At 52.1% G+C, this 26,535-nt stretch carries 14 protein-coding genes; 4 read left to right on the forward strand and 10 right to left on the reverse strand.

What is annotated here, in order from left to right:
- Nucleotides 1-37 precede the first annotated feature (37 nt).
- The 4 genes from KXG62_RS27680 to KXG62_RS27695 are packed head-to-tail and all read right to left on the reverse strand — an operon-like array spanning nt 38 to nt 6,792.
- The gene (locus tag KXG62_RS27680; protein ID WP_218095268.1) at nt 38-1,771 is read right to left on the reverse strand and encodes a hypothetical protein; all 1,734 of its coding nucleotides are present in this window, start codon (nt 1,769-1,771) and stop codon (nt 38-40) included.
- Between the two features lie 34 nt (nt 1,772-1,805).
- The gene (locus KXG62_RS27685) at nt 1,806-3,062 is read right to left on the reverse strand and encodes an efflux RND transporter periplasmic adaptor subunit (RefSeq protein ID WP_218095269.1); all 1,257 of its coding nucleotides are present in this window, start codon (nt 3,060-3,062) and stop codon (nt 1,806-1,808) included.
- A 47-nt stretch (nt 3,063-3,109) separates the two neighbouring features.
- On the reverse strand, nt 3,110-6,226 hold the full coding sequence (locus tag KXG62_RS27690) for an efflux RND transporter permease subunit (protein ID WP_218095270.1): 3,117 nt from the start codon (nt 6,224-6,226) through the stop codon (nt 3,110-3,112).
- A 29-nt stretch (nt 6,227-6,255) separates the two neighbouring features.
- Nucleotides 6,256-6,792: a GbsR/MarR family transcriptional regulator gene (locus KXG62_RS27695; RefSeq protein WP_218095271.1), complete on the reverse strand. Its 537-nt coding sequence runs from the start codon at nt 6,790-6,792 to the stop codon at nt 6,256-6,258.
- A 256-nt stretch (nt 6,793-7,048) separates the two neighbouring features.
- Here KXG62_RS27695 and KXG62_RS27700 point away from each other — a divergent pair, with 256 nt between their 5' ends.
- Nucleotides 7,049-7,933, forward strand: coding sequence for a TetR/AcrR family transcriptional regulator (locus KXG62_RS27700; protein WP_218095272.1), 885 nt, complete (start codon nt 7,049-7,051; stop codon nt 7,931-7,933).
- 73 nt (nt 7,934-8,006) lie between these two features.
- Here the strand turns inward: KXG62_RS27700 and KXG62_RS27705 are convergent, their stop codons facing one another.
- Nucleotides 8,007-10,319, reverse strand: coding sequence for a helix-turn-helix domain-containing protein (locus KXG62_RS27705; protein WP_218095273.1), 2,313 nt, complete (start codon nt 10,317-10,319; stop codon nt 8,007-8,009).
- A 216-nt stretch (nt 10,320-10,535) separates the two neighbouring features.
- On the opposite strand from KXG62_RS27705, the gene KXG62_RS27710 reads away from it, so the two are divergent.
- From KXG62_RS27710 to KXG62_RS27720, 3 genes are all read left to right on the forward strand, one after another.
- On the forward strand, nt 10,536-11,876 hold the full coding sequence (locus KXG62_RS27710) for an ABC transporter substrate-binding protein (RefSeq protein ID WP_218095274.1): 1,341 nt from the start codon (nt 10,536-10,538) through the stop codon (nt 11,874-11,876).
- Nucleotides 11,877-11,992: 116 nt separating this feature from the next.
- Nucleotides 11,993-13,510, forward strand: a complete 1,518-nt coding sequence (locus KXG62_RS27715) for an extracellular solute-binding protein (RefSeq protein ID WP_218095275.1) — start codon at nt 11,993-11,995, stop codon at nt 13,508-13,510.
- A gap of 97 nt (nt 13,511-13,607) precedes the next feature.
- Nucleotides 13,608-14,606, forward strand: coding sequence for a DUF6528 family protein (locus KXG62_RS27720; protein WP_218095276.1), 999 nt, complete (start codon nt 13,608-13,610; stop codon nt 14,604-14,606).
- 70 nt (nt 14,607-14,676) lie between these two features.
- Here the strand turns inward: KXG62_RS27720 and KXG62_RS27725 are convergent, their stop codons facing one another.
- The 5 genes from KXG62_RS27725 to KXG62_RS27745 form a co-directional block, all read right to left on the reverse strand.
- Nucleotides 14,677-16,296, reverse strand: coding sequence for a type 2 periplasmic-binding domain-containing protein (locus KXG62_RS27725; RefSeq protein ID WP_218095277.1), 1,620 nt, complete (start codon nt 16,294-16,296; stop codon nt 14,677-14,679).
- Between the two features lie 35 nt (nt 16,297-16,331).
- Nucleotides 16,332-17,219, reverse strand: coding sequence for a carbohydrate ABC transporter permease (locus KXG62_RS27730; RefSeq protein ID WP_218095278.1), 888 nt, complete (start codon nt 17,217-17,219; stop codon nt 16,332-16,334).
- Nucleotides 17,220-17,234: 15 nt separating this feature from the next.
- Complete coding sequence (locus tag KXG62_RS27735; protein WP_425517382.1) at nt 17,235-18,200, reverse strand: ABC transporter permease; 966 nt, start codon at nt 18,198-18,200, stop codon at nt 17,235-17,237.
- Between the two features lie 212 nt (nt 18,201-18,412).
- Nucleotides 18,413-20,689, reverse strand: a complete 2,277-nt coding sequence (locus KXG62_RS27740; RefSeq protein WP_218095279.1) for a helix-turn-helix domain-containing protein — start codon at nt 20,687-20,689, stop codon at nt 18,413-18,415.
- Between the two features lie 179 nt (nt 20,690-20,868).
- Entirely contained in the window at nt 20,869-26,409 is a 5,541-nt protein-coding gene (locus KXG62_RS27745; RefSeq protein WP_218095280.1) for an S-layer homology domain-containing protein, read from the reverse strand.
- Nucleotides 26,410-26,535 lie beyond the last annotated feature (126 nt).

A 26,535-nucleotide genomic window follows, 5' to 3' on the forward strand; every position in this document is an offset into this window, starting at 1 on the left:
TCCCGGGGATTTTCTCGCCAATATGATAGATTAATAATTACTTTTGCGTCAGATCCAGCAGCAATCGCTTGGACTGGCCGTTCTTCGTCTTGAACGCCTCGTAAATTTTCAGCTTCACCGTAGGATCGAACTGCTCCGACGTTCCGGTGAAGGTCAAGTTGTTCTCGCCGGTGACCAGACGATTTTGCCCGATCAGCGGCTTCTCGATCGTTGCAATCAGACGGCCGTCTTTGTCGTACACTTCGAACAACAGGTTCGGGAAGTTTTGATCGGCTTGCACTTCATTTTTGCGCTGAATGTCCATAAACAGCTTGCCTTTGTACGTATATGCCGAGCCGTTGAACGCGAGACCGATGCTCCAGCTGTTCAGCTTGATATCAAACGGATATACGCTGAATGTATCAATCGAGCTGTTTTTCTGCAGTTGTACCGCGTAAGTCGCGATCGGCGTCTTATAAGGCGCTGCAATGACGGCGTCTTCGACTTTCAACGTCAGGTTATCGCCTGTTTCGGATACCGGCAGTGTGAATACATAGTTTACGGTCAAGCCGGAGTTCGGCAGCACCGTCGCCGCTGTAGCTGCTTGGCGGCTTCCGTCATATTGGTAGCCATCCGAGCTGATCAGGCTCGTCTGGAACACCGGCACGGTCATCGGACGGTCGCTGCCGTTTTTCAACAGGAACTTCGCGGTCACCGTCTTGTTGCCTTCCTCGGCGTTATCATTCATGTTGAACTCCACGAGCGACACTTTCAAATCCGGATGAATCAGCTGGCTGTTCGCGTCGAACGTCATCGACTCGCCAAGCGTATAAGGAGCGGCCGCAACGCCGGAAGCTTGGTTCGGCAGCAGGATGTTCAAGCGGCCAACCTTGTATTGATAGATGAGAGCGGAACCGGCCGGTGTGAACTTCTCCGTTGTCAGCAGGTTCAGGCTGGCAAGAACCGTGTCTTGATCCGTCGGGATCGCGTAATGAATATATTTTTGCTCGCCCGCTTCAAGGACGATGGCATCTTTCTCCACACGCTCGCCGGCAAATACTTTCGCTTCGGTTTTACCGTCGATCAAGAAGTCCGGGGCGGTTTCTCTTTTGTCCGAGCCGTTCTTGGCAAGCACTTGCACGACATATACCGCGCCTTGGTCGCGCAGCTCCTTCGTGATGCCTACCGGTGTAAATTGAATCGGCGAATTGGAATAAGGGATCGTGAACGTATCGGACCACTTCTTCACCGCGGACGGGTTCGTGATCGTCATGTCGCTGCCTCTCCACGATTGCTCGCTGACCGGAACGGACACGACAAGCGTCTCGGTCTTCGGATAGACGTAATAGTCAACGTCAGTGTAGTTGACTTCGCTGATCGTAAAGTCGTCGGTACGGTCGATGACGGACATGTAGCTCAGCTCGGTATCCGCCTTCGGTTGGATTGATTTCGGATTCGATGCGCTCGGCTGCAGCGTATATGTAACGCCGTCCGATGTCGTCACTCTCAATTCATATTCCGGCACGCGGGTAATTTTGCCGCCGTTGTTTTTCAGTTTGACGACGATGCCGAGTCTCGTACCTGCAGGTACATGCTCGTTCACGGCGCTCTTCACTTGTACGTCCAGCGTATCGGTCAGCGTATAATATGCGGCAACGGACGAGCTGCTTACTGTTTCGGCAGCTTCCGAAGCTTCGGGAGCCTCCTCGGCCAGCACCGGATAAGCATAGCTGCTCATCAGCGCGGCCGAGATGGCGACGGATGTCAATGTGCGTCTCATTTTTTTGTTCATGGCGAATTATCCTCCAGTTAGTTATGCATTTGCTTTATTGGCCAAGTTTGACTTTTTCCTTGTCCTTCAGCTGATGTTGCCCCGTAGTAACGAGTTGTTCACCTTCTTTCAGGCCGGAAATAACCTCCTGGTCGGCTTCGTTCAACCGGCCAAGCTCGACCTTGCGCTTCTCGACCTGATCACCGGTGAGCACGAACACAAACGTGTCGCCACCTTCGCGCACAACGCTCAGCGTAGGAATCGCTACAACCACTTGATCCTGCTCCTCGGACAGCAGCACCTGAGCCTTCATGCCCGGCTTCAGCTTCCGGTCCGCGTTCGCCACTTCAAGCTCCAATGCGTACGATTTGGACTGGGCGCTCATCACATCCGCAAGGTAATTGACCTTGGCTTTCGTTTTCTCTACCGTCCCGGGAATGTAGAACGTCAGCTCCTGCTTGCCTCTAATCATGGCGGCGGATTGCTCCGTCAGCTCGGCCTTGATCTTGATCGGGTCAAGCTGCTGCACTTGTGCGACCTTGAAGCCGCCAGAGATGGTCATGCCCGTTTCCACCGGCAAGTCCGTCAATATGCCGCTGACGCTTGCCTTGACTTCCAGATTTTCCAGCGTCCGGTCCAGTTCCTTGATCGATACGCCGGCAGATTGAACCGCTTGTTCCAACTGGGCAAGCGAATTCGTCTTTTCCAACGTTTGCAGTTTGTTGCGGTTGTTCTCCAAGTCGAGCTTCATGTTGTTCAGCTGCGTCTCGGTTTGTTCGAGCTGAATTTTCTCGACAAGTCCCTGATCGTAATCGTTGCGCATCTTGCTGTAGTTCTTCTCTGCATCCTTCAGCGACGCTTCCAGCTTGGCGATGCCGTTCTTCAGCTCCAGCTTGCCGTCCTCCACGTCTTGCTTCGATTTCGTCAGCTGCTGCTGGGAACCGGCCAGGCCGATTTGCGCCTTTTCTTTCTGAATCAATACGTCGGTTGGATCGAGGCGGAGAATGATGTCGCCTTTCTCCACCATATCGCCGCGCTTCTTCAATATTTCCTGGATGTCGCCGCCGGCTTTCGCGATAATATCGATCTGCAGCGAAGAGACAACATCCGCTACCTGCTCGAGGGGCTCACTTATTTTTTTCTTCGATACTTTCGTAACCTTGACGGTCTTCACCTGCGATTCGGCCGTATTCTCCTGCGATGCTTTGGCATCGGGAGCTGCGGAGCAGCCCGTCATCAGGGCTGCGCCGAGTACAACCGCTCCGGCCAGCTTCGCGCTATGTTTCAACACACGAGATTTCATTAGCTTCATGGATCGATTCTCCTTTTTCCTTGTACTCCATAAGGTGGTTTCGCGGATTAATGCACGGCTGGAGCCGCGTTGGAATCCGCAGAGGTGTTCGCTTTTCGCTTGAAGAGACGGGCAATGCGGTTGTTCATCCGGTCGATGCTTTGGTATACAACCGGAACGACGACCAAGGTCAATACGGTCGAAGTGGTCAAGCCGCCGATAACAACGACCGCCAATCCTTTGGAAATAAGCGATCCTTCCGACAAACCAATCCCTAACGGGAGCAAGGAAAACACAGTTGCTCCGGCCGTCATAATAATCGGACGCAAACGCGAAAGGCCCGCGGAGATGAGCGCTTCTTGCACGCCGGCTCCTTCCTCGCGAAGCTGCTGGACGCGGTCGATCAATACGATCGCATTCGTAACGACGACGCCGATCAGCATGAGGAAGCCGATCAAGGAAGTAATATTAATCGATTCGTTCGCGATAAGCAATCCCAAAAATCCGCCGATGGCGGCAAGCGGCAAAGAGAACAAAATGACGAATGGGGCGCTGGCGTTGCCGAATGCGATAACCATAACAAGATAAACGATGAAGATCGCAGCCAGCATCGCTATCGCCATTTGACCGAAGCTCTCCTGAATGTCTTCGTTCACCCCTTGAACCTGCGTGCGCACGCCGTTCGGCAGCTCGACCGACTTGAGCGCTTCCGTCACTTTAGCACTAACTCCGCCTTTATCCTTACTGTCGATCTTTGCAGTAATTTTCACGAACTGCTCTTGCATTTCCCGCGTAATGGACGCCGGCGCATCGACTTGACGCACTTTGGCGACTTCGTTCAAGTTCACCATCGTGCCTGTCGGCGTTTTGATATGAATGCGTCCGAGCTTATCGAGCGAGTTCTTATAATCGTCGTCCAGCATCAGCTTGGTCGCATAAGTGACATTGTCGAATTTGACTTCGCCGATGTCCGTCTTGGCGAGCCAACTGCTGACTGCTTCGGTAATTTGGGCGGAAGAAAGTCCGTACAAGCGCGCTTTGTTCTGATCCACGCTCACGGTAACCTGCATTTTCTTCTCGTTCAGGTTGTCTTTGATTTCCTGCATTTCCGGGAATTCGCGCAGCTTCGCCTTCACGAGCTCCGCGCCGGCCATCAGTTGAATCAAGTCATCCCCCTTGAGCAGGTAGGCAAAATCTTCGCTTGTACCGCCCATTGAGCCCGACAACAGCGAGCTTTCCACTTCAGAACCTTTCGGAAGCAAGTACAAAATTTTCTCTTTGTACGCAGCAGCCACTTCTTTGGCGTTGGAAGCTTGCGAGACCGCAGCCATGATCATAGCGCGGTACGAAGTGCGTTCTCCGCTCATATTGTTCTGATCGTAGCCCACCATCGACTCGAAATAATCGAATTCCGGCTGGCCGGCTCCGTCCTTCGCGCTGCCCATCATGTCCTCGATTTCTTTAACCTTCAAATCCATCGATTCGAATGACGTTTCCCGAGGCAGCTTCAGCGTAATTTGGATTTGTTTGTCCGTCGCGCTCTCCGGCATGAAGGCAGCGGCCAGGAACGGTACCGTTCCGCCGATCGACAAGACAAAGATCAGGAACGAAGCGAACAAAATTTTCTTCGGATTATGTAAAGAATAGTCCAAAACCTTTTTGTAGCGAAGCGCAAATTTGCCGATGTGGTTCTCATCATGGAACTTGATCTTGTTGCTGTTGAGCACCAGCAGCTTACAGAGCATCGGAATGACCGTCAATGCTACGATCAGCGATGCCATAAGCGAGACGATCAGCGTAATGGCGAAAGGTCTGAAAATATCCCCCAGAATGCCGCCGACAAACGCGATCGGAAGAAATACGCCGGCCGTCGTGATGGTCGAAGACGTAATGGCCGATGCCACGCGCGACGTCGCCATTCGGATAACCGATTCGTTACGTTCCTGCGCCTTCTGCAATTCACTGTAAATGTTCTCGATAACGACGATACTGTCGTCCACGACCCGCCCGACGGCGATCGTCAAGCCGCCCAGCGTCATGATGTTCAGCGTAATATCGAGGGACGACATAATACAGAGCGTCGTCAAAATCGACAGCGGAATCGAGACGAGAACGATCAGCGTCATTCGAACGTTCCGCAAGAATAGCAGTATCATGATCGATGCGAGGAGAGCGCCGGAAGCCCCTTCCTTCAGCATGCCATTGATCGATTTCTTCACGTCCGTCGCCGAGTTGTACACGGTCGTGAACTTCATGTTCGGGAATTCCTGCTCCCAGCCTTTAAACAGCTTCTCGACATCGTTTGCGAATTGCACCGTATTGGCGTCCTTCGCCTTGTAGAGCGTAATACCGATCGCCGGCTCCTTGTTCAGGCGCGTGACGAATTCGGAATCCGAGATCGCTTCGACCTTCGAGACTTGCTTCAGCAGAAGCGTATCTCCCGTCGGCGTCGAAAGCTTCATATTTTCTAAATTATATATCGTATTCAAATCACTTTCCACACGAACGGATTGCGTCGTGCCGCTAAATTCGGCCGTACCGGCCGGGCTCGTCGTCAGAGCGGCCTGAATGCTCTGTGTTACGGTTGTCGGCGTCAATCCGAAATTGGTCAATGCGTTCAAGTCGAGCTTCAGCTTTAATGTCGAAACTTCCTCGCCGACGGAGTCGACGTGATCGATTCCTTTCATGGCGCTGAGCGTCGGCTCAATAATGTCCTTGTAAATCCGGTTGAGCTCTTCGCGGTTCATATTCTCATTGCCGTGCACCGCTGCGAAATAAACCGGGAATTCATTGCTGCCGAACTTGGATACTTTCGGCTTGCCAGCCCCCACCGGAAGCTTGACGTCGGAAATCGCCGCTTCGATGTCTTTTTTAGCATCGTCCGGGCTTCTTCCGTTCACCAGCTCGACCGTAATGGCCGAATAATTGTCGTTCGAGGTGGAGCTGACTTTCTTCACTCCTTCGATCCCGACAACCCGCTTCTCCAGTTTTTTCGTCACATTCTCCATGACGTCCTTCGGCGTCGCCGGGTAAATCGTACTCACGAAGACGACTGGAAGCGAGATGTCGGGCATCGCCTCCTGCTTCAGCGTCGTTGCCGAAAATCCCCCGGCTATGAACAGCAGGGCGCTAATAATAATGATCGCGGCAACATTCTTTAACGAAAACCGTGTTAAGTAATTCATCGTTCTATTCCTTCACTCCATTCCGCGGGCTATATATATCCGGGTGAACGAAAATCGAGTTCTCCCAGGGAGCGGGCTCGCCCTTGCAGCCACTCCTTCTCCACTCCTTGCAGCTTGCCTGCAAGCAGATGGTAAAGCATCGACAATTCGCTGTAGCGTTCCTTGAACGCGGCGTGGGACGCCTCGTCCTGCGGCTGCACTTCGCCGCACTGCCCAAGCGCATCCAAGATACCATCGACGGTATCGCGAAATTTCCTGACTTGCTCCAGCTTGCTGCGAAGAATCGTCGCGCCAAGATCGCCGGAGATGACATAGTAATCTTTGCGGTCCTTGACGGTCCGCATCTTGCGGCACAACGCCTCCCGTTCGAGCGTCCGGATCTGCACGCTGACCGCCGCCTTGGATACTTCCAGCTTCCCGGCCATGTCCTGTAAGCTCAGCGGCCGATCCGCAAACAGCAGCAGCGTAAACAATCTTCCGGTCAGCGGACTGAATCCGTGATCTTCAAACAAAAGCGACATATAATGACTAACGGACATTTGCAATTCGGTATATGTACTGGGCAAAACGCGTATCATCTCCCCATTCGTCCCGCCGTATCGCCTCGGGCTCATCTCCCGGACAGCAGGGAAACCAAAAATGACCAGTCGGTCATACCAAGTAATATAATGAAAAATAGTGATATTTTCAATCATTTTTTTTGTGAACCTTTTCAGAATGACCAGTCGGTCAATGTCTTGACGAACCGAGGTTCTGATTATACAATGTCGGTAATATGAATCTTCTGCCTACCCAGGACAGACATAGGACGTGAATCTGGCAATGAATGACAAAAAGATGCAGCTGATCCATGCCGGCATGCGGCTTTTCGGCGAAAAAGACTACCATACCGCTTCCGTTCAAGACATCGTCAGTTTAGCCGGCGTATCCAAGGGGGCCTTCTACCAGCACTTTCAGTCGAAGGAGGAAATGCTCGTCTCCATATATCGCCATTATTTCGAAAGATTCCACGCCGAACTTCACGAAGCGCAGTTCAAACTATCGCGAAGCCCCAGAGAGCTGCTCATCATTGCGATCCAGCTGCAGTGCAAGCTCGTCTTCGAGGACAAGGCGTTTCTTTGCATGATCATGAAAGGAATCGCTTTCTCTCATACCCAGGCGCTTTCCGATCTGTTCCTGCAGGAATCGGCCCGCAGTCTGAAATGGTACCAGGACCGGATTACCGAGCTCTACGGCCCCGCCCTTGCGCCGAATGCGCTGGATTGCGCCGGCATGCTGAACGGGCTGCTGAAAGAATATTTCTTCTTCGCTATTTTTCACAACCATCCGATGGACAGCGCCACATTATCCATCTATTTGATCGAGCGGCTGGACGATCTGGTGCAGGGCATTTTACATAGGAAAACCGAGCCGATTCTTAATCCGTCCTACCTTCATCCGGCCTATGCGAACCCGTCCGACGGGCATTCGCTGCAGACCAGCATCGAGCGGCTGCGGGAGTGGATTACGACGCGGGTTGACGATCCGCAGTGCAGCCGAGCTTTGCTGCAAACGCTGGAGGCGCTGGCATCCGAAATCGGCAAGGAACAGGCCAACGGGATTATTATTCAAGGGATGTACAATTACTTCATCACGCTCGCAAAAGAGAACAAACCGCTCATCGAGCAGTTTGAGCAGCTGTTCCGCTCCAAAGTGCAGCCTACCTGATAATACGGCTCTGGCAGCTCAAAAGTTGCACGGCCGCCGGACGCAGATTCGACCCTCCTGCATCCGGGGAGCGCTAGTGCTGCTGTGAAGGCTCCGCGTGCTTTTCGCGGTATTGCCCGGGGGTCATGCCTTCATACTTTTTAAATATACGTACCAGGTACGGCGGATTATAACGAAGCGTCTCGGCGATGTCGCCGATTTTCAAGTTCGTCGTCACGAGCAAGTCCTTGCATTTGGCCAGACGCAGACGCGTCACGTAGTCAACGAAGTTTTCCCCGGTGACTTGCTTGAACGCCCGGCTCAGTTTGGATAGGCTGACGCCGGATTTTTCCGCGAAATATTCAAGGGAAATATCGCTCAAGTACAGCTCGTGAAGCTGCTCCAGCATCTCCTCTACCGTATCCTTCATTTGGAGGTTGTAGCTTTTGGGAACGCGCTGAATGAAAGGCCGGATCACCTTGCTTTGAAACCAGCGGATCATTTCTTCCGGGTCCCGGATCTGCAGCAGCTCGTCATACATATGTTCTCCGTTGAACAAGACGGATGGATTGATCTCCGATTTGAGCACCGCTTCGTGGATGCTGCCGAGCAGCTTCATCATCCCCTGCTGGATCCACAGCTCCGTGCCTCCGTCGTCCCGCAGCGTGGACACAAATTGCCGCAAATGAATGTTTGCCTGTTCCTCCAAACCCATGCGCAAATCATGAATTAATTCCTTCTCCAGCACGAACGGAAATTGCACCGTCTCTTCACCCTGCTGCTGCAGCTCATGAACGTCCACCAGCTGCCAAGCCTCGCCGATCTGCCGGTAACGAAGCGCTTTGCGGGTTTCCTCCAATATTTCCGGCGTCTCCAGCAGCGATTCCTTCAGCCTGCCAACAGCGACCGTCACCTGCATGCGCAGCAGTCCGCCGACCGTACTCAGCACCGTCTGCGCAAAATCAGCCGCATGCCGATGTGCCTCTTCATACGACAGATCCGGAGGCAGCACGAGCAGTGCGGCGATGGATGAGTCGTGGAACGGGAAGACCTGCCCATGCTCCAGCTGCGTTTCGGTCAGCTCTTCCATAATATTGGCGGCCGCATAGGCGACCAGACGGTGGTCTTTGTCCGTCATGCGGCGATCAGGCGGGATCGTCCCATGGAGCTGCAGCACAAGAAACGCAAATTTGCGGCGCTCCGTGCGCCAGCCGTACTGCCGCAGCTTGCCCCGCATCTCTTCTTCCGACAGGCCGGTATACTTTCCTTGAAAAAACTGCAGCAAAAACATTTCCCTCAGCGAAGGCAGCGATTTCTCAATCCGCGTCTGCAGCGCCATCCGTTCTTCCATTTGCCGCTCCCAGTGGGTTTCGATTCTCGCAATTTCGTTGTTCGGCCCGCTATCCGCTTCTTTGCCGGGCTGCAGACGATTGATCAGCCGCTGAATCGGACGGTACATCCGGTTCGACGTAACCCATGCGATGAGCAGTACGACGATAAGCCCGCAGGTGCCGATGATCAATATGATCCGGGACAATGACGTGACCGGCGCCGTAATTTGACTGAGCGGCGTCGCCGATACGTAAATCCATTTGCGCCCCAGACGGGACAACTCCTGATGCGACACGGAATAGGCAGCGCCGCCATATCCGTACACGAATGTATCTTCCGAAGAGGCTCCCCTCATGACCGCGTCCTTAAGCGCCCGCTGCAGCTGCGGATCGGCAGACGAATCGTTCGTGACAAGCCGGCCGCTATCGTCCATCAGGAATGCCGAACCGCCTCCCGTTGCGGAGCTGCCGACGAGCCGATCGAGCATCGACTGGTTGATGAAGATGAAGAATGCGCCGAAAGGCGCCCGTCCGTTCTGATCGGACAGTTTGATGGCGACGACCTTCGACGTCTCGGGCAGCGCATCCAGCTGCAGATCGGTCATAAACGTCAGCTTGTCCGTATTGAGCAGCGAGCTGGCGAGCTGACGGTCTTTGGCCGTTTGCAGCGTTCTGACGCCCAAATAATCACTGATGATGCTGCCCGACTCCTTCAAATATAAGGCGACGTCTTTGATCAAAGGATTGGAGCCCTTCATGAGCATCAGCGTCTTGAACAAATTTCTCGTGCTATGGTACTGCTGCGCAAAATCCATCCGGTTGAGCGTGGAATCGACGCCCGGGTTAAAGGCAAGCAGCGCACAATAATTTTCCAGATTCGATAAATAATCGTCGAATCGCTGAATCGTTTGCGTCATCTGGACTTTATGCGCACTGTTCAATTCGCGCACGATCGTGTGCGCGCCTACATAATAAATGCTTATGCCGATCAGCATCGCAGGCAAACAGCTAGCCACAAGAACGAGCATCAAGCTTTTCCAGAAAAAGGTGCCCCTATCGCGCAGCATCGCCTTCATTGTGCCGTTTCACCTGCCTTGCAGCATTATGACTCCCTTTTATTGTAAACGTTCGCCGCCGGATTGTCACGAACTGCCGACATGATTCGACCTTCTGCAAAAAAAGACAGCGTCAGGAAATCGGTATGCAAAACGTTCTTATTGACCGGAATTGCTGCCGGGCCTACGATGACGTTGCAATCGGCTCGAATCCGAGCGACATTCAAGGAGGTAGTTATGCGATCGATCTCAGGGGTTCAAAAGAAAGTACTTGTAGTGGCAAGCTTGGCGTTACTATGCTCGTCCATGTTCGTCGGCTGCAGCAAGAGCGAACAGAAACCGTCTGCAGCGCCGGCCCAGGGAGCGGCGGAATCGCCGGATACCGGACCGTCCGAACCGGTCACGATCAAAGTGTTCCAGCAGTATGCGGGCATTACCGATCTGGATTTCAATTATTGGATGAAACAACCGGTAGAGAAAAAGTTTCCGAAAGTGACGCTTGAACTGGTCCGGGCCGGCAAAGGAACGATGCCGGTGGAGCTGCTCTCGACCGGTGAATACCCGGACATCACGTTCACCAGCTCGCTGAATATGCTCAACTTTACCGATTTGAACATTCCAGCCGATGTGAGCGAGCTAATCAAGAAGTACAATGTGGACATGAGCAAGTTTCAACCGCGCGGCATCAACGAAATCAAATCGTTCTCGAGCAAAAACGAAATGCTCGCCATGCCGTTCTCGCTCAACTTCGGCCTGTTGTTTTACAACAAAAATATTTTTGAACGATACGGCATCCCGTTTCCAAAGGATGGCATGACGCTCGAAGATACGATTAAGATCGCCAAAGTGCTCGGCTCCGCCAGCGAAGGCAAAATTGCCGCGTTCGAGCCGAATTCGCCGTCGCGCCTAGGCATCTCCCGGCTGCTTCCGAAGGTCGATCCGAAAACGAACAAGTCGCTGCTCAACACGGAGCCGTGGAAAGAATATTTTGACCTGTACCAGCAAATCCGTTCGATTCCGGGCAACGCCACGTCCGGCAATCTGGTCAACCGCTTCTTCAAGGATCAGAACGTCGGGATGACGCTGACGTACGGCGGCACGTTCGGCAACAGCGAAGCGTTTCATCAGGAGGGAGCGGACATGAGCTTCTGGGATGTGGCGACGTTCCCGATCCAGTCCGGCTCAGGCCCGAAAGGCATCGAAACGGAAGAGCGCCTCCTGCTGCTGTCCTCCACAAGCAAGAACAAGGATCTGGCCTTTAAAATCATGAACTTCCTATCCAGTCAGGAGGTCCAGGAGCTGGTCGCCAAGCGGGGCCAAATGTCCGTGCTGAACGATACGAAAACGAAGGAACTGTTCGGCAGTGAGCTGCCGTCGCTCAAGGGCAAAAATATTCAGGCCGCCTTCAAAAACGTATACAATGCGAATCCGATGCCGACCAAATACGACAAGGAAGTGGAGCTGATCGCCGAGAAGGCGATGAACACCGGCGTGCTCAAGGAGAAGAAGGACATCAATACGGCACTCCGGGAAGCCCATGAGGAAGCCAACAAAAAAATTGCCGAGCTGATGAAATAATCGTCCCTCATTCAGGAGGCGCGGGCGGCCTGCAAAAGGTTCATATTGACGGAAACGGGCAAAGCGCATACGCTTAGCTCGCAGAGTCTGATTCTTCTCTATGGAGGATACCCGTCATGTTGAAACCGATGCCGCTTTGCCGTCTCCTGTTCGGCTTGCTCTGTGCGGGCGCCGTCATGCTCTCCGGATGCAGCTTCACGCGCACCGGCGGAGAGCAACGAGCCAAACCGACTGTGATCACGACGCAAATTATGAATTACGCGCAGACAATGGTCGGCGAAGATAATCCGCTCTGGAACGAGCTCGAGAAACGGACGCAGACCGATCTGAAAATTACGTGGATTCCTTCCACCTCGTTCGACGATAAAATCCGCATGCTGCTCGCTTCCCGGGACTTGCCGGATTTGACATTTGCCATCAACCTGAATATGCCCATCCTGAAAGACCTGGTCAAGGAAGGATTGTTTTGGGATTTAACGCCTTATATTCAAGAATATCCCAATCTGTCCGCATTGCCCGACTATTCTTGGGAGAACTCCAAACTATTCGGCAAGCATTACGCCGTTCCTCGCTATTATCCTGTCGTCGGAGGCGAGCAATTCCCGATGCTCCGTCTCGATTGGCTGGAGCGGATGAAGCTGAACGTCCCCCAGACGATGGATGAGCTGTACCGGGTGCTCTATGCGTTTACGTACCAGGATCCGGATCAGAACGGCAAGCAGGATACGATCGGATTCTCCGGCTATTTCAGCTCACTGCAGTTCGTGTTCAGCACGTTCAACGAAACCGGAGGCGCTTGGAAGCTGCGTGACGGCATGCTCCACCCGCTCATCACCGAGGATGCCTCCAGAGATGCGCTGCTCTGGATCAAGAAAGCGTACGACGACAAAATCATCGATCCGAACCTGCCAATCATGAAGCTGACGCAAATGGAGGAGGCGATCAAGCGGAGCGAGGCTGGCGCCACATCGCTCTCGATGGGGTACGTATGGAAATTCATCGAAGAGCTGCGCAAAACGAATCCGAGAGCCGACATCTTGCCGCTTTCGTTTCTTAAAGGGCCAAGCGGCGTCCCTTATGTGCCGACGACGGAAGGCGGCTTTTTCGGCGCTTACTTGATCCCCAAAAGCGTCCCTGAACCAAAGATGAAAAAAATATTGCAGTTTCTCGATTATGGCTACTCGCCGGAAGGAAACGATCTGGTCAACTTCGGTCTGAAAGGCATTCACTACACGGAACGGGACGGCATACGTACGGCGACGGAGCAGGCCAAAAAAGATTTGGTCATCATCGGCGACAATCTGGGCTCGATCTGGAGACCGCTCGGCGATACGCAGGTCGTATCGGCCATCGGCATTTCCCCGGAAATAAACGAGCGCAACAAGCGAATTGTGGAGCAGCGAAGCAGAGCCGTTCCCCCCAATCCGTCGGCTGGTTTATATCCGGAAAAAAATTACGATGCCTGGGCAAGCCTGCTCAGCTCGGTAAACGATGTTCGAATGAAGGTCATTATCGGACAAATGACGATCGAAGCGTATGATGCCTGGATATTGAAATTAAAACAGGATGATCGTTACCAAAAAGTTGTAGCTGAGATCAATCAAATGTATCGGCAAAAAACGGCGGGAAAATAAAATTTTCCAATAACTACAAAATTCCATGTATCACTGGAAATTCCCTTTATATAATGAAGTCAGGAATCTATAAGTACATTCGAAAGGAGCAACACCGTTGATAACCGGCCGCCTTCTACGTGCAAGCTCCCTCTGGTTGTTCTTAATGCTGATGGCCGCAGCCATCGTCGCAGGATGCAGCAGTAAACCCGCCGCTACGGTCAAAGCACCCGAGCCGGAAATCGGCAATTGGGTCGCCGTCACAGACCAGGCTTCGCAAAAAATTATCGTGCTCGATCCGAGCGCGGAAGACTGGAACAGCGAGCAGGCGATCAAATGGTCATGGAAACCGACCTCAACGAACGGATTCAGCAGCGTTACGCCGGGCTGGGGACTCCCCTCGGGCATCAAGCTCCGCAATAACGATACATTCGGTGGGAAATGGATGGTCGTCACCGATTCCAGAGGTCTTGCCGCCATCATCCCCTACCCTGCCGGAGACAGCAAGAAGTGGGCACTCCAGGTGGGCGGCAACCCGCATGAAGCGGAGCTGCTGCCCAACGGGAACATTGCGATCGCCGCAAGCACAGGCGGCTGGGTCCGGGTGTACACGTCTTCCCAAGGGCCGTCATCGTCCAAATATGCCGAATATCCGATGAAGACGGCGCACGGCGTACTATGGGACCCGCAGAAGAACGTGCTCTGGGCACTCGGACACGATCATCTGGTCGCCCTCAAGGTGGAGGGCACGCCCGAAGCCCCCGTGCTGAAGGAGGAGCTGAAGGTCAACCTCCCTTCGGCCGACGGCCACGATCTTCAGCCTGTGTACGGCAATACGGACCGCCTATGGGTCAGTACCGGGTCCGAAGTGCTGCAATACGTCAAATCGGACAAAAGCTGGTCCAGAGGATTCCCCGACGCACCCAAAATCAATGTGCGCGGAATTAAGAGCGTCGGCAGCTTGCTCACGGGCCAGGTGGTGCTGACGACACCGAAGAAAGGCTGTCAGAGCGACTGGTGCACCGATACGGTCCGGTTCGTAGGCCCGGATACGTACCGCAGCCGGACATCTGCCGCCTTTTACAAGGCGCGTGTCTGGAATCCGAACTACCAGTAGCGCCGGCTCGCGAACAAGTATAAGCAAAGGGACAGGCAAAGGATAATCATCCGCTGCCTGCCCCTTTTGTCTATTTAATTGCTTTATACCGGTTGTACGCGTCCTGATACACCTTGACGAGCTTGTCGAGATTCATTTCCTTCAGCTTCTTCACGTATTCATCCCATTCCGCGTCGATGCCGCCCTGCATCAGCCATTTGGCCTGCATCTTCTTGACATAAGCGTCGATATCGGTCAAATACCGCGTGCGGGCATCCGTTTCCTCGGAGCTGAAATACATGTTCGGGAAAATGTTTTTATCCAGATAAGGCTCATACATTTTATCCAAGTCGCCTTTATCGTTCGGTTTCCCCGTGACGGCCGGCGTGCGGCTCGTTTTCGCGAAGACGGAAGTGGAGCCCGGCGCCGTCATATGCCTGAATTCGTTTGCGTTCACGCCGTTCGGAGGATCGATGTAGCTGAGCGTTCCGTCCCCGTTCTCCTTCATGACGGTGCCGATCGTGCCGTTCACCGCCTCCAGGCTCACCTTCGTATCGTACATATAGTCGATCCAGCGCATCGTGATTTCCGGGTTTTTGTTCGCCGAAGTGATCGCGAAGGCGCCTTTGCTCAAGATTCCCGAAGGATAACGATTCCACACTCTCGATCCGTCCGGCGCTTTGAGTGGCAGCAGCGGCACGAAATCGGCGGCCTGATCCGGGTCCATATACGTGGCGGCCGTCCAGGCGACGAAGGCTCCGATATTTTTCTCCTTGCTCCGCAGCTTGGAGCCGTATACTTTCTCGTCATGCGTCAGCGATTCCTGGTCGACCAGCCCTTCGGCGAACAGCTTGTTGAAATATTTGGTCGCTTCTTTATACTGCGGCTGAACGGCCGTGTAGATCACTTGATCGCCTTTCATGATGATGTGATCCTGCTTATCGAGCAGCCCGAACGAGCCGTACATGGAATAAATGCCGGTAATCGCGTGTACGCGAAATGAGAACGGAACTTCGTCCTTTTTGCCGTTGCCGTTCATGTCGTTATCTTTGAACGCCTTCAACGCCTTGTAAAATTCGTCCGGCGTCGTCGGCAGCGGCAAGCCCAGCTGGTCCAGCCACTTCTTGTTGATGAACAGCGCGTCCTTCGATTTGGCATACGAAGCGTCTATCGTCGGCAGCGAATAAATATGGCCGTCCGGCGCCGTCAAATCTTTGCGGTAGTCGGGGCTTTCATCCAATATTTTTTTCAAATTCGGCGCGTATTTGTCGATCAGCCCTTCGAGCGGGATGAACAAGCCTTGATAACCGTATTTCACGACTTCGTCCGTATCCAATATATAATGGCCATAAAAAGCGTCCGGCAAGTCACCGCTCGCGAACATCAAATTTTTCTTCTCCTTGAATCCGTTCGAATCGTTCATCAGCCAGTTGATATGAACATTCGTTTTCTCCTCGACGCCTTTGAAGAACGGCAGATCGCCGAACGGCTTCTGACCTGCAATGCCGTAAAACCCGGCAATTTTCAAATTCACCTTATCTTTGACGATCGGTAATCCCGCTGCGTTCATATTCGCCGGCGCTTGGGATTGCTGCGGCTTGTCGCTTGACTTCGCTCCGCCCCCGTCGCCAGCCCCGCTACAGCCGCTCAGTCCTGCCGTCATGACGAGCGCAGTCGCCATCCCGCCGTGTACCCACCATTTTGTCTTCATCTAACCATTCCCCCAATTTTTATCGTTTTGAAAGCTTATCCTTTCAGAGAACCGATCATAACGCCTTTAAGGAAATATTTTTGCAGGAACGGATATAGCACGAGCACCGGGAGGCTCGACACGATAATGACGCCGTATTTCATCGTTTCAGCCATTTTGACGATTTCCGCCTGGTTCACAAGCCCGTCGACCATATTCTCTGCCGCTTCGCCGCTGATCAATATTTTGCGCAGAATGATTTGCAGCGGTTGAAGCTCGTCGTCCTTCAAATAAATGAGCGCCTGAAAATACGAGTTCCAGTGCCCGACGGCGCTGAACAGCACCATAACGGCGACGATCGGCAGTGAAATGGGAAGCACGATTTGGAGGAAAAAACGGGTATTGGAGCTCCCGTCCATTTTGGCCGCTTCGAGCAGTTCGCCGGGAACACTGCCTTGAAAAAACGTTCTCGTGATGATGATATTGTAAGCGGAGACGGCGTTCGGAAGAATCATCGCCCAGATCGTGTTGACAAGCCCCAAGCCTTTGATCAGCAAATAGGTCGGGATCAGCCCGCCGCCGAAAAACATCGTGAACACGATCAGGAACATGAACACGTTGCGTCCGGCCAAATCGTTTCTCGACAGCGCATATCCGGCGGTCAGCGTCAGTACGACGTTCAGGCATGTGCCCAGCACCGTATACAGGAGCGAGTTCCGGAAACCGAGCCAGAGGGTCGCGTCAGAGAAAATGCGCCGGTAGCCTTCGAGCGTCACGCCGCGCGGGTACAAGGTAACTTTACCCAAGTTGACCAAATCCGGGTTGCTGATCGACGAGATGACGACGAAATAGAGCGGATACAGCACGACAAGCAGCAGAAGGGACAACAGCGTATAAGAGAATATGTCGAACGCTTGATCCGCTCGGGTACGGGTTGCAATCATGTTGCGGGTCCTCCTTTACCACAGGCTGGCCTGCTTCGTCTTTTTGGCCAACTGGTTGACCGAGATCAGCAGGATGAAGTTGACGACCGAATTAAACAGCCCGATCGCTGCCGAATAGCTGAATTGCGCGTTCATGAGACCAGCCTTGTACACATAGGTCTGAATGATTTCCGAAGCGTCGATATTGAGCTGGTTTTGCAGCAGGTACACTTTCTCGAACCCGATACTCATCAGATGCCCGACGTTCAGGATGAGCAGGATGACGATCGTCGGCATGATGCTCGGCAGATCGATATGCCGGATGCGCTGCAGCTTCGTGGCGCCGTCGACGACGGCCGCTTCGTGCAAATCCGGATTGACGCCGGATAACGCCGCCAAATAAATGATCGCCGCCCAGCCGATATTTTGCCATATGCCGGAGAACACGTAGATTGTCTTGAACCAATCCGGACTCGCCATGAAGAAGACCGGCTCCATCCCGAGCAGCACTAAGATTTGGTTCACCAAACCTTGCTTCGGTGACAGGAACAAATACAGCATGCCGGCGATGACGACGACGGAAATAAAATGCGGCGCGTACGTGACCGTCTGCACGATTTTTTTGAATCGTTCGCTCGTGACTTGATTGAGCAGCAGCGCGAGCACGATCGGCGCGGGAAAGGCGACCAACAGTTCGTACAGGCTGATGCCCAGCGTGTTGCGCATAACCGTAATGAATTGGTACGATTCGAAAAACCGTTCGAAATGCTCGAATCCGACCCACGGGCTGCCGGTCACCCCTTTGACGGCAATGAAGTTCTTGAATGCGATTTGTACGCCATACATCGGAACGTAGTGAAACAAAATAAAGTAGACCAGCGTAGGAAGAATAAACAAATACAGCTCGTAATTGTGCAAGACGCGTTTCCAGCCCGGGCTTCGCCGCAGCGTCTGCTTCTTCTGTGTTGCCGGAGCCGAGTGCTCTATCGGTCTCGCTGTCAATCTTCCCCCTCCCTTCTTCCGTTATGGATGGCTTCCGTTTCGCTTATTATTGTAAAAAAGTTTCCGGCGCCGCGTATATAAGCGCTTTCACGCGCCATATGCGAAATCTGATCTTCCGCTGTGCAAAGGCTTGTTGCCGCCTTGAATATGCGGTATTTGACTCGTCCATATGCGGTTCATGAAGTGCCGCAAACACGAAAAAAACCGGTCATTCAACCGGTTGGCGGGCTGCCCGCTTGCTGCCGCGTCATTTTCCTGTACTCGCCCGGCGTCACGCCGACTTCCGTCTTGAACTTGCGAATAAAGCTCGACGTGTCAAAGTAACCGACCAGCTGCACAATGTCCTTGATCGAGGTATCGCTTTGCTCCAGCAGCTTCTTGGCATTATTAATCCGTATCGAATGAACGTAATCGGAGATCGTCTGTCCGGTATTTTCTTTAAAAAAACGGCTCAAGTATGAAGCGGATAACGCGAAATGGCCGGCCATCGCCTGCACGGAAAAATCCGGCTGGCGGCAGTGGGTATGCAAGTAATCCAGCATGCTTTCCAGCAGCCGTTCGCTCGGATGGCCCCGAAGCTCCTGCACCGCCTGGCTCACATCGATGCACGCCTTCGTGATCAGCTCGGCCAGCTCCTCGACGGTATGAAACTGCATCAGCGTCATGACATCCGGCAGCTGTCCGGTCAGCTGCGGGAATTCATTCCTCAGCTCCTGGACCGTCAGCATGACCGTATGGATGATGTCGAAGCACAAACAGCGCGCTACGAACAAGGTCGTTCCACCCTGCTTGATATGCTGCGTGAATTGCGCCAGCGTCTCGGCGATTTGCTTCGTCTTCCCTTCGCGCAGCAAAAAGCTTAAGTGATCCATCTCCTTGCCGGTGTCAAACAAGGTGGAAGTGTGATCGGAAGCGACTTCGCGGAAATGAATGATTTGACCGCTACCCTTAATGAACTTGTAATCGGACGCCGTGGAAGCTTCGATGAACGAGCGCCCGAACTGCTTCAGCTCGCGGTACGGCTGGCCGACGCCACATGTCAGTTTGACGCCGAAGTCCCGGAACACTGCTTCATGCCATTCCCGCATCCATTCGGACAGTTCTTCCTCCGTTCGGCTCGTCGAGACAAGGAAAATCATCATGTCGTTCCCGATGCTTTCCTTGGCGTACACCGCAAGCGCTTCGCCCGAGCGGCCGGTGATCGCGTCTGCAACACACTGCATCGTGGCCGCCGTGAGTCCGGCGCCTTCGACCACAAATACCGCATATACCGGGTGTTCGAGCGATACGCCGATTTCGCTGCCGCGTTCCCGCAGCTGTTCCTGCGTCTCGATCTCGCCCTTCAGCAGATCGAGCAGCAGCTGCTGGCGAATGGCGGAACGGTTTCTTTCGAACTTCTGTCCCAACTCGTCGTTGGACAGCATAATTTTGTCAATGAGCGTGCGGACCGTATCGAGCTCGTTGCTCTTCGCAATCGTCTTGCCCAGATGCATCTCGGCCAGCTGCGCGAGCTTCTTGATCGGATTGTAATTATAACGAAGCAGGGCATAAATAACGAAGCTGCCGAGCAGCAGAATGAAAAACAGGGTGCGAAGCCATTTGGACACCACGTCGTTGATCGGCTTCATCACGTCCGCGACAGGCAGCACATTCACGTACGTCCAGCCGGTTTGATCCGATTTCAGGCGGGAGACGAAATATTTGACATGATTCAGCTCCAGTACCGAGAACATGCTGCCCGTCGGTTCCAGCGCGCGATACAGCGCTTCTTCTTCCGCATGTCCTTCCCCTTTGTAAGAGGTGACAACCCGGTTATTCTCGTCATAAATAATCGTATTTCCGGCGCGCGGGTACGCTTCGTATTTCAAATAATTGAGTAGTGAGCTTTCTTTGATCAGGAAAAGGACCGTTCCGTATGGATGAAGACTTGAAGTCGGAATCGGCAATAAGTAGCTGATATACCGTTCGTGCGCGGAAGACATGAACAGGACATCTTCCGCCGGCCGAAGCGTCGGTTTCGCGATGGTGTTCAAATCGTGACGAAACTGTTCCTCGGGCCAGTTCGGAAAATGGTAAATGTCATTAATAAAATTCGGAAGGCGATACGTACTGACAGATGAATATAGACTCGGCTGCTCCCGGATATAAAACAATACCTCTTGTATAAAATCATTGGATACTTTGTAATCGAGCAGCGGCTTGGTCAAGTACGCGCTGTAAAAATCTTTCGTGACCGCATAGGGGGTTAAATCCGGATTGGACGATATGCGGGCGGCGATCCGGTTCATTTCGAGGATTTTCGTATCGACGCTCTCACCGAGTTGGTTGAGCATCTCTTTGTTCGTCCATTCCACGTATTGGTTGACGATTTCCTTCAGCTGCATCGATCCGTTCACGCCAAGCAGCCCTACCGGAATCAGCAGGACGATAATATAGGAAACGAGATATTTATAAAAGACCGGGGCGATAGGGATCGATCTTCTCTGCATAGCTCTTCCTTTGCCAGTAGAATTGGAGTTCATAAACCAATTTTAACAAATCCCTCCGCGATTGTATACGCAAAGCGCGAACAGCCTGTGCTTGGCGATGCCCCTTACGGTTAAAAAACAGGATAGCCCCGCGCTTCCATGACGGAAGATCGGGGCTATCCGCTACTTCATCCCTTGCATCAGTTCATAAATTTCAAATATTGCAGCATTCGTTTCAGCATCGTGGCCGCTTGGGCACGCGTCGCATATTGTCCCGGCTCGAAGGATGTATCCGTGACCCCTTGGATAATCCCCGTATCTACAGCCTTGGCTACCGATGCGCTGGCCCAGCTGCCAATCGCCGTTCCGTCGCTGAATTGGACAAGCTTTGCCGCCGGAACGTCCCGTTTGTCCACGAGCTGGAGCGCTCGGACGACCATGACGGCCATCTCTTCGCGCGTCACGTTCGCATTCGGCCGGAACTCGTTATTCTCGTACCCGCTGATCAAGCCTTTCTCTGCAGCAACGGCGACCGCCGAAGCGAACCAGTCGCCGGCAGCGACATCCTTGAACTTGGGCGCCGCCTTTACGTTATCCGCAAGACCGGATAGACCGAGCGCCGTAACGAGCATGGTGGCGAATTGGGCACGGGTGATTTGCGCGTCCGGCGCAAAGTTGCGATCATCCACGCCGCTGACCACCAACTTCGACGCCAGCAGCTCGACGTCTTTTTGCGACCAGTGGCCCTTCACGTCGGCGAATGTTCTGCTCAGCTCTACCACGGCATAAATGCTATTGCTCTGGCTCATGATTGATGCTTGCGTCTTGCCCCCCGATGTAGTAAATATGGTAGGTACGAAGTACATCGTTCCACGGGTCGAATCGATGAGCACACCGGTCGATTTGGATGGATCCATCTTCCCCGTAACTTCTAACGTTCTCACTGCGTATTCGCCGTTAAAGCTTTTTACTTCAACGGTTTTTCCACCGACAGTTGCTTGAATCGTGAAGTCGTAAGCGGTCGTCAACGCCTTCGCGTTTTGACCGGTCATGACGGCTTTAATACGATCTGCCTCTTGGCCGGATTGCGCCGTGAAAACGACGTTGATCGTCATTTTATCTATAGTGCCCCCGAGCTCCTTGGCCAAGGAATCGAAGTTGAAAGCCTTAACCGGAATCTCGTAAGATATTCCGCCGTTCTGAATGACGATGGCCGCGTTCGGCGAATTTTTGCTACCTTCCTGCAAGGTCCAGGCCGGCATTGCAACTTTGGTTACCGGTTCGCTGCTGCTAATGTTAATCGTCACTTTGCGCTCATCCGCCTTGAGCGATCTGAAGGCATTCCCCAGCTGGGCCGAATCTACTTCATACCTGGTCACGCTTCGTCCTTGCGAATCATTCTCCTTGACGGCTTTCAGCGACGAAGCACCGAGCGTGGATGAGTTCGCCGATCCCGACGAAGAGCCACCGCTCACAACCCCTCCGCCTCCGCCTGAGTTGAGCGGTCGATCAACAACGCTTACCGTCGATTGAACGGATTTCCCGCCGAAGTCGGCTTTGATGATGGAATCACCCGTTTTCTTCCCTTCGATCATACCTGTGGAGCTGATCGTTAAGATATCCGTCTTACTGCTAGTATATGCGGCCGAATTCGTGACATCTTTTGTCGTATTATCGCTGTACTTCGCTGTCACTTTCAGCTGTACTCGGTCCCCAGGGTAGAAATTCGATATCACTCCGATGATTTCAAGGGAGACCAGTGTAACTGGGGATGCCTTTTCACTGACCGTAACTTTCTGCTCGGCTGATTTTCCGCCGAACGCGGCTTTAATGGTCGCTTCTCCTTTGGCTTTGCCTTCAAGCAACCCTGAGCTCGAAACGGTTGCGACCGCGGACGGGTCTACTGTGTAGGTAGCCCCCGCCGTGACCTCTTTCGTCGATTGGTCGCTATACTTCGCTGTCAATTTCAGCTGCGCTTTATCGCCAATGTAGAAAGGCGCTGATGGCACACCGCTCAGTTCCAAGGAAATCAAATCCTCTTTTACCTCAATATTTTGCGATGTTTTGTAGCTTCCGTAAGTGGCTTCAATGACCGTTTTGCCAAGCTTGAGCGCCTTTCCTTGTCCCGAAGCTTCAATAGAGACGATCGAGGCATCCGCGCTCTTGTACGAAACGTTCAGCTTAATTTCCTCCGCCGGCCTACCGTCATACACGGCTTTTACGACGCTGTTAAATATGCCGCCCACCGGGATCGTTGAAGGAATATCAAGCGAAATGTCGGTCATCACAAATGGAGTAAGCTCGATTATGTTCGATTTCGGCGTCTCTTTATTATCTTTCTTCACACCGGTTACAGCGAAATTATATTTCGTTCCGTTTGCCAACCCTGTCACCGTATAGGAATACGTACTGTATGTTACCGTATACACCGAATTGGAAACGGTCAGCGGTTGGCCGTTTTGGTACACCGTATACCCGAGCAAGTCGATCAACATCGGATTCCAAGTGAGTGTTGCCGATTTGTCGCCAGCCGTACCTTTAAACCCGCTGGGACCTCCCTCGTATTTGATCGAAACAGAATCTGATTTTTCGGAAACGTTACGGCTTGTATCAACAGCGGCGATGGAGACTTGATACGTTTTTCCGTCTTCCAAGTCGTCTGTCTTAAAGGCATGCTTGCTTTTGGAAGCTTCCACATCGACACGTTCGCTTGATATTGGCTTATCATCCACGTATATCTTATATCCGACCAAATCGGCTTCCGTGTTAGAAGTCCATTCCAGAACGATGTCGCCATCTATCGAGTTTCCCTTCAAACTTTTCGGCTTCGCGGGTGCTTCGCCATCCTTTGGATATCCTGTCTCTGTCGTTACACCCTTGCTTTCCAACCCAAATCTTGTCACTTTCAATGTAAATTGATAATCCGTACCGTTCTCTAGCCCTGCCACAGTGTATGACTTTATCCCCTTGGATACAGTGCCGATCAGGCTAACCTTCGCGTCGTATATATTTACTTCAAAATCCTGTACAATGGGCGGGTCCGTCCATTCGATCTTCGCTTGCTTATCATCCCAAGTGACAATCGGTTTTTCGACGTCGTTTGAAAGCGAAGACGGGAAGTTTGCTATTTGTTGCGGTTTGACTGTACCTGGTGTGGGCGTTTGGTGAGGCGAAGCCACCATTAGTCTGCCGTCCATGTTAATGCCGGCTACAGGGTAAGAATAGTCGATGCTTTCGCTTTTGGCTCGTTCAACATCGCAAGTAACCGTACCTTTGCTGGCATCGTTATTACAATCTTTATTCTCCATTGCCGCATTATAGCCCGCCATGCTTAACCGATCCCTGACCTTATCTCCCTCTGGGGAAACAATAGCAACGTAACGGTTCCCCGTATCGTACATGGCATCGCCATCTTTGAGATCGGCGAATACAAATTGATCGGCAGTCAAATTCGTTCCGAATTCGCTATTGAATAGATCAATGGTATACGGTTTATCTTTATATTGCGGCTTGATTAACCATATAATTTTCGCGGATTTAGGCTGAATGATCATGTTCGTCGGATTTATAATGTTATTTTTCGCCACCAAGTTCCACTTGGTAACCCCATCGAACCATGGCTGGGAGCCGGGATTGTAGTAATAGTATAACTTGTACCCAGTCAAATCGATCGGCCGATTCGTCGTATTATAGATTTCGACAAACTCATTCGGCTCACTCGCTCCTTTTGGCGCGGGAGAGACCTCCGTAACCAGCAGCTCCGGAAACTTATCCTCCTGCGGTTGAAGGTACGGCTCAATATTGACCGAGTATATGGAATCAACCGGGTAAGTGCCGTTGTACAAATAAGTTGCTGCTCCCGATTCGAACAATACGTACAGTTTCCCTTTGTATTCGTAGACGCCTTCGGACATTGGCGGTATGATCAACGAATTGATCGCGTTCACCCCGTCCAATATTGTTAATGGAACTCCGGTGCCTCCAACATCAACGGTCTTGTCGGAGGGGATATTCGACTTTAACGGATTTTTGTACACGATCAACTGGCTCATATTCGTTCGTCCGCCGGATCTGCTTAATACAATTTTATCCTGAACGAAAGCCATTCCTTGAATTTTATCCGGAATAGAAAAAATTTGTTCAGGCGAAGCCGCAGGGGTTCCGGTAGCGTCCAAACGATAGCCTGCAACCCAGCCGTGATGAGGTTGATTATCCCTGTTGGTCAGATAATGGGACGCTTTCGTCGAATAATTGGCCAAATCCTCGTAATCCCCTGACCATAGGAATCCGTCTGCATAGGTAAGAAAGGAGCCTTTCGTCTCCGTATTAAAGCTGCTGGAAAATACAAGCTTTCCTCCGTCCTGCGCACTAACAAGATCGTCCATTTTTATCTGATACACTTTATAATCCGAAGAAAGCCATACATAATTCGGGCTGACAGCCACTCCGCCCGCATGCCCTTTGTATGCAGTGCTCGCATTCGAGTACAGCTCCATCGCCTTGATCAGCTTGCCAGTAATCATATCGACAACCGAAAGCATGCTTGATTTTCCTTCACGGTAATGGGAGATCAAGAGCCAATTATGGGCTGCATCGTAAGCCATCCCTTGCGGCACCAAATATTGCTGCAAGCCTGGAATGATCGGCCCCTTCTCACTTACTTTGAAGAAATTGACAAGATCGGACTGTTCCTTCCTTCCATTTAAATCAGGTGAATCTTGATATATTCCAGATGGCGGAAATTGCGACGATCCCGTTGGTTGCCCTGTCGGTAAAGTTACACCGCTGCTTTCACTAACATTGTCAAGAACAGTCTTTATCGTAAAAGTATAATTGGTTCCATTTAGTAGATGAATATTCACACTTTGTTTCATTTCTTTCGTGATCGGACCCGCAACAATCGTTCCCGTTTGGTCATAGACATTAATATACGAGTAATCGTTGTAACCCGTGATATCTGGTGCTGTCCAACTAACCGTTGCCTGTCCGTCACTCCATGTCACGATTGGGTTGGCCACTTCCTGCAAAGGGAGCTGCATAGCATTCAATTTTCCGGTTGTTAGAGGCTGGTTCCTTGATGGGTCTCCTTTATGCTCCATCGCTGTGGTGCCGTCTTTAGGATAAAAGTATTGAATCGATGTTTTGTCCAAAGGATCGCTTGTCGACGTACCAACATAACTCGCTGTAGACAATATATTGCCATCTTTACCATCCTTATCCTTGACAATAAAAGTTCGAGCAGCTACATTGCCGAATCCGGTTCCTTTGAAAATAGCAATTTGTTCTTTTTTTAAATCCGCATTAAACGTTTTATGATATGTATAAAAATCGTCAAGTGTGTTGGGATTATTGCTTGTTTGCTTAACCCAGATCACCATAACACCCCAAGGCGGAATAACTTTCGCGGACTCAGTTGCATCCCAGCCTTGCCATGGGTCGCTTGATGTGGGTTTTGGATTTCCTTGGGAATCCTTAGCATCGTCGCTCCTAATTATGAACTGCAAGTCCGACAATTTCACCGGCTGATCGGAGTTATTGTAAATTTCCGCATACTCATACATGTCAGAAGTCACGCCACCCGTACCGTTCACAGCGTTAGGGACCAACTCCGTAATCAAGATGCGAGGAAGCCCTGTCGCCGCCCTCGCCTCCTGTGGTTCAGCAATTAATCCAAAACTTGAAAAAATCAAAGAAAACAGCAAAACATAAATAATTGTGCGTCGTTGTTTAACCGATAGCATCTGGTTCCTCCCACTATAAAGTAATGTTTTCTCCTGTTTTCTCACTAAATCTCAGTATTTCAACTTTGACGCTTAAGCGGCAGTCGTGGAGAATGTATCCTATGCATCGATTTTCGATCAGAGCGT

This window comes from Paenibacillus solanacearum, from assembly GCF_910593845.1.
In the GTDB taxonomy this organism is placed as follows: domain Bacteria; phylum Bacillota; class Bacilli; order Paenibacillales; family NBRC-103111; genus Paenibacillus_G; species Paenibacillus_G solanacearum.

What these genes read in the sequence shown, in the direction of transcription:
- KXG62_RS27680 (WP_218095268.1), bottom strand. Translation starts at nt 1,771, where the DNA reads ATGAACAAAAAAATGAGACGCACATTGACATCCGTCGCCATCTCGGCC.
- KXG62_RS27685 (WP_218095269.1), bottom strand. Translation starts at nt 3,062, where the DNA reads ATGAAGCTAATGAAATCTCGTGTGTTGAAACATAGCGCGAAGCTGGCC.
- KXG62_RS27690 (WP_218095270.1), bottom strand. Translation starts at nt 6,226, where the DNA reads ATGAATTACTTAACACGGTTTTCGTTAAAGAATGTTGCCGCGATCATT.
- KXG62_RS27700 (WP_218095272.1), top strand. Translation starts at nt 7,049, where the DNA reads ATGAATGACAAAAAGATGCAGCTGATCCATGCCGGCATGCGGCTTTTC.
- KXG62_RS27705 (WP_218095273.1), bottom strand. Translation starts at nt 10,319, where the DNA reads ATGAAGGCGATGCTGCGCGATAGGGGCACCTTTTTCTGGAAAAGCTTG.
- KXG62_RS27710 (WP_218095274.1), top strand. Translation starts at nt 10,536, where the DNA reads ATGCGATCGATCTCAGGGGTTCAAAAGAAAGTACTTGTAGTGGCAAGC.
- KXG62_RS27715 (WP_218095275.1), top strand. Translation starts at nt 11,993, where the DNA reads ATGTTGAAACCGATGCCGCTTTGCCGTCTCCTGTTCGGCTTGCTCTGT.
- KXG62_RS27725 (WP_218095277.1), bottom strand. Translation starts at nt 16,296, where the DNA reads ATGAAGACAAAATGGTGGGTACACGGCGGGATGGCGACTGCGCTCGTC.
- KXG62_RS27730 (WP_218095278.1), bottom strand. Translation starts at nt 17,219, where the DNA reads ATGATTGCAACCCGTACCCGAGCGGATCAAGCGTTCGACATATTCTCT.
- KXG62_RS27740 (WP_218095279.1), bottom strand. Translation starts at nt 20,689, where the DNA reads ATGCAGAGAAGATCGATCCCTATCGCCCCGGTCTTTTATAAATATCTC.
- KXG62_RS27745 (WP_218095280.1), bottom strand. Translation starts at nt 26,409, where the DNA reads ATGCTATCGGTTAAACAACGACGCACAATTATTTATGTTTTGCTGTTT.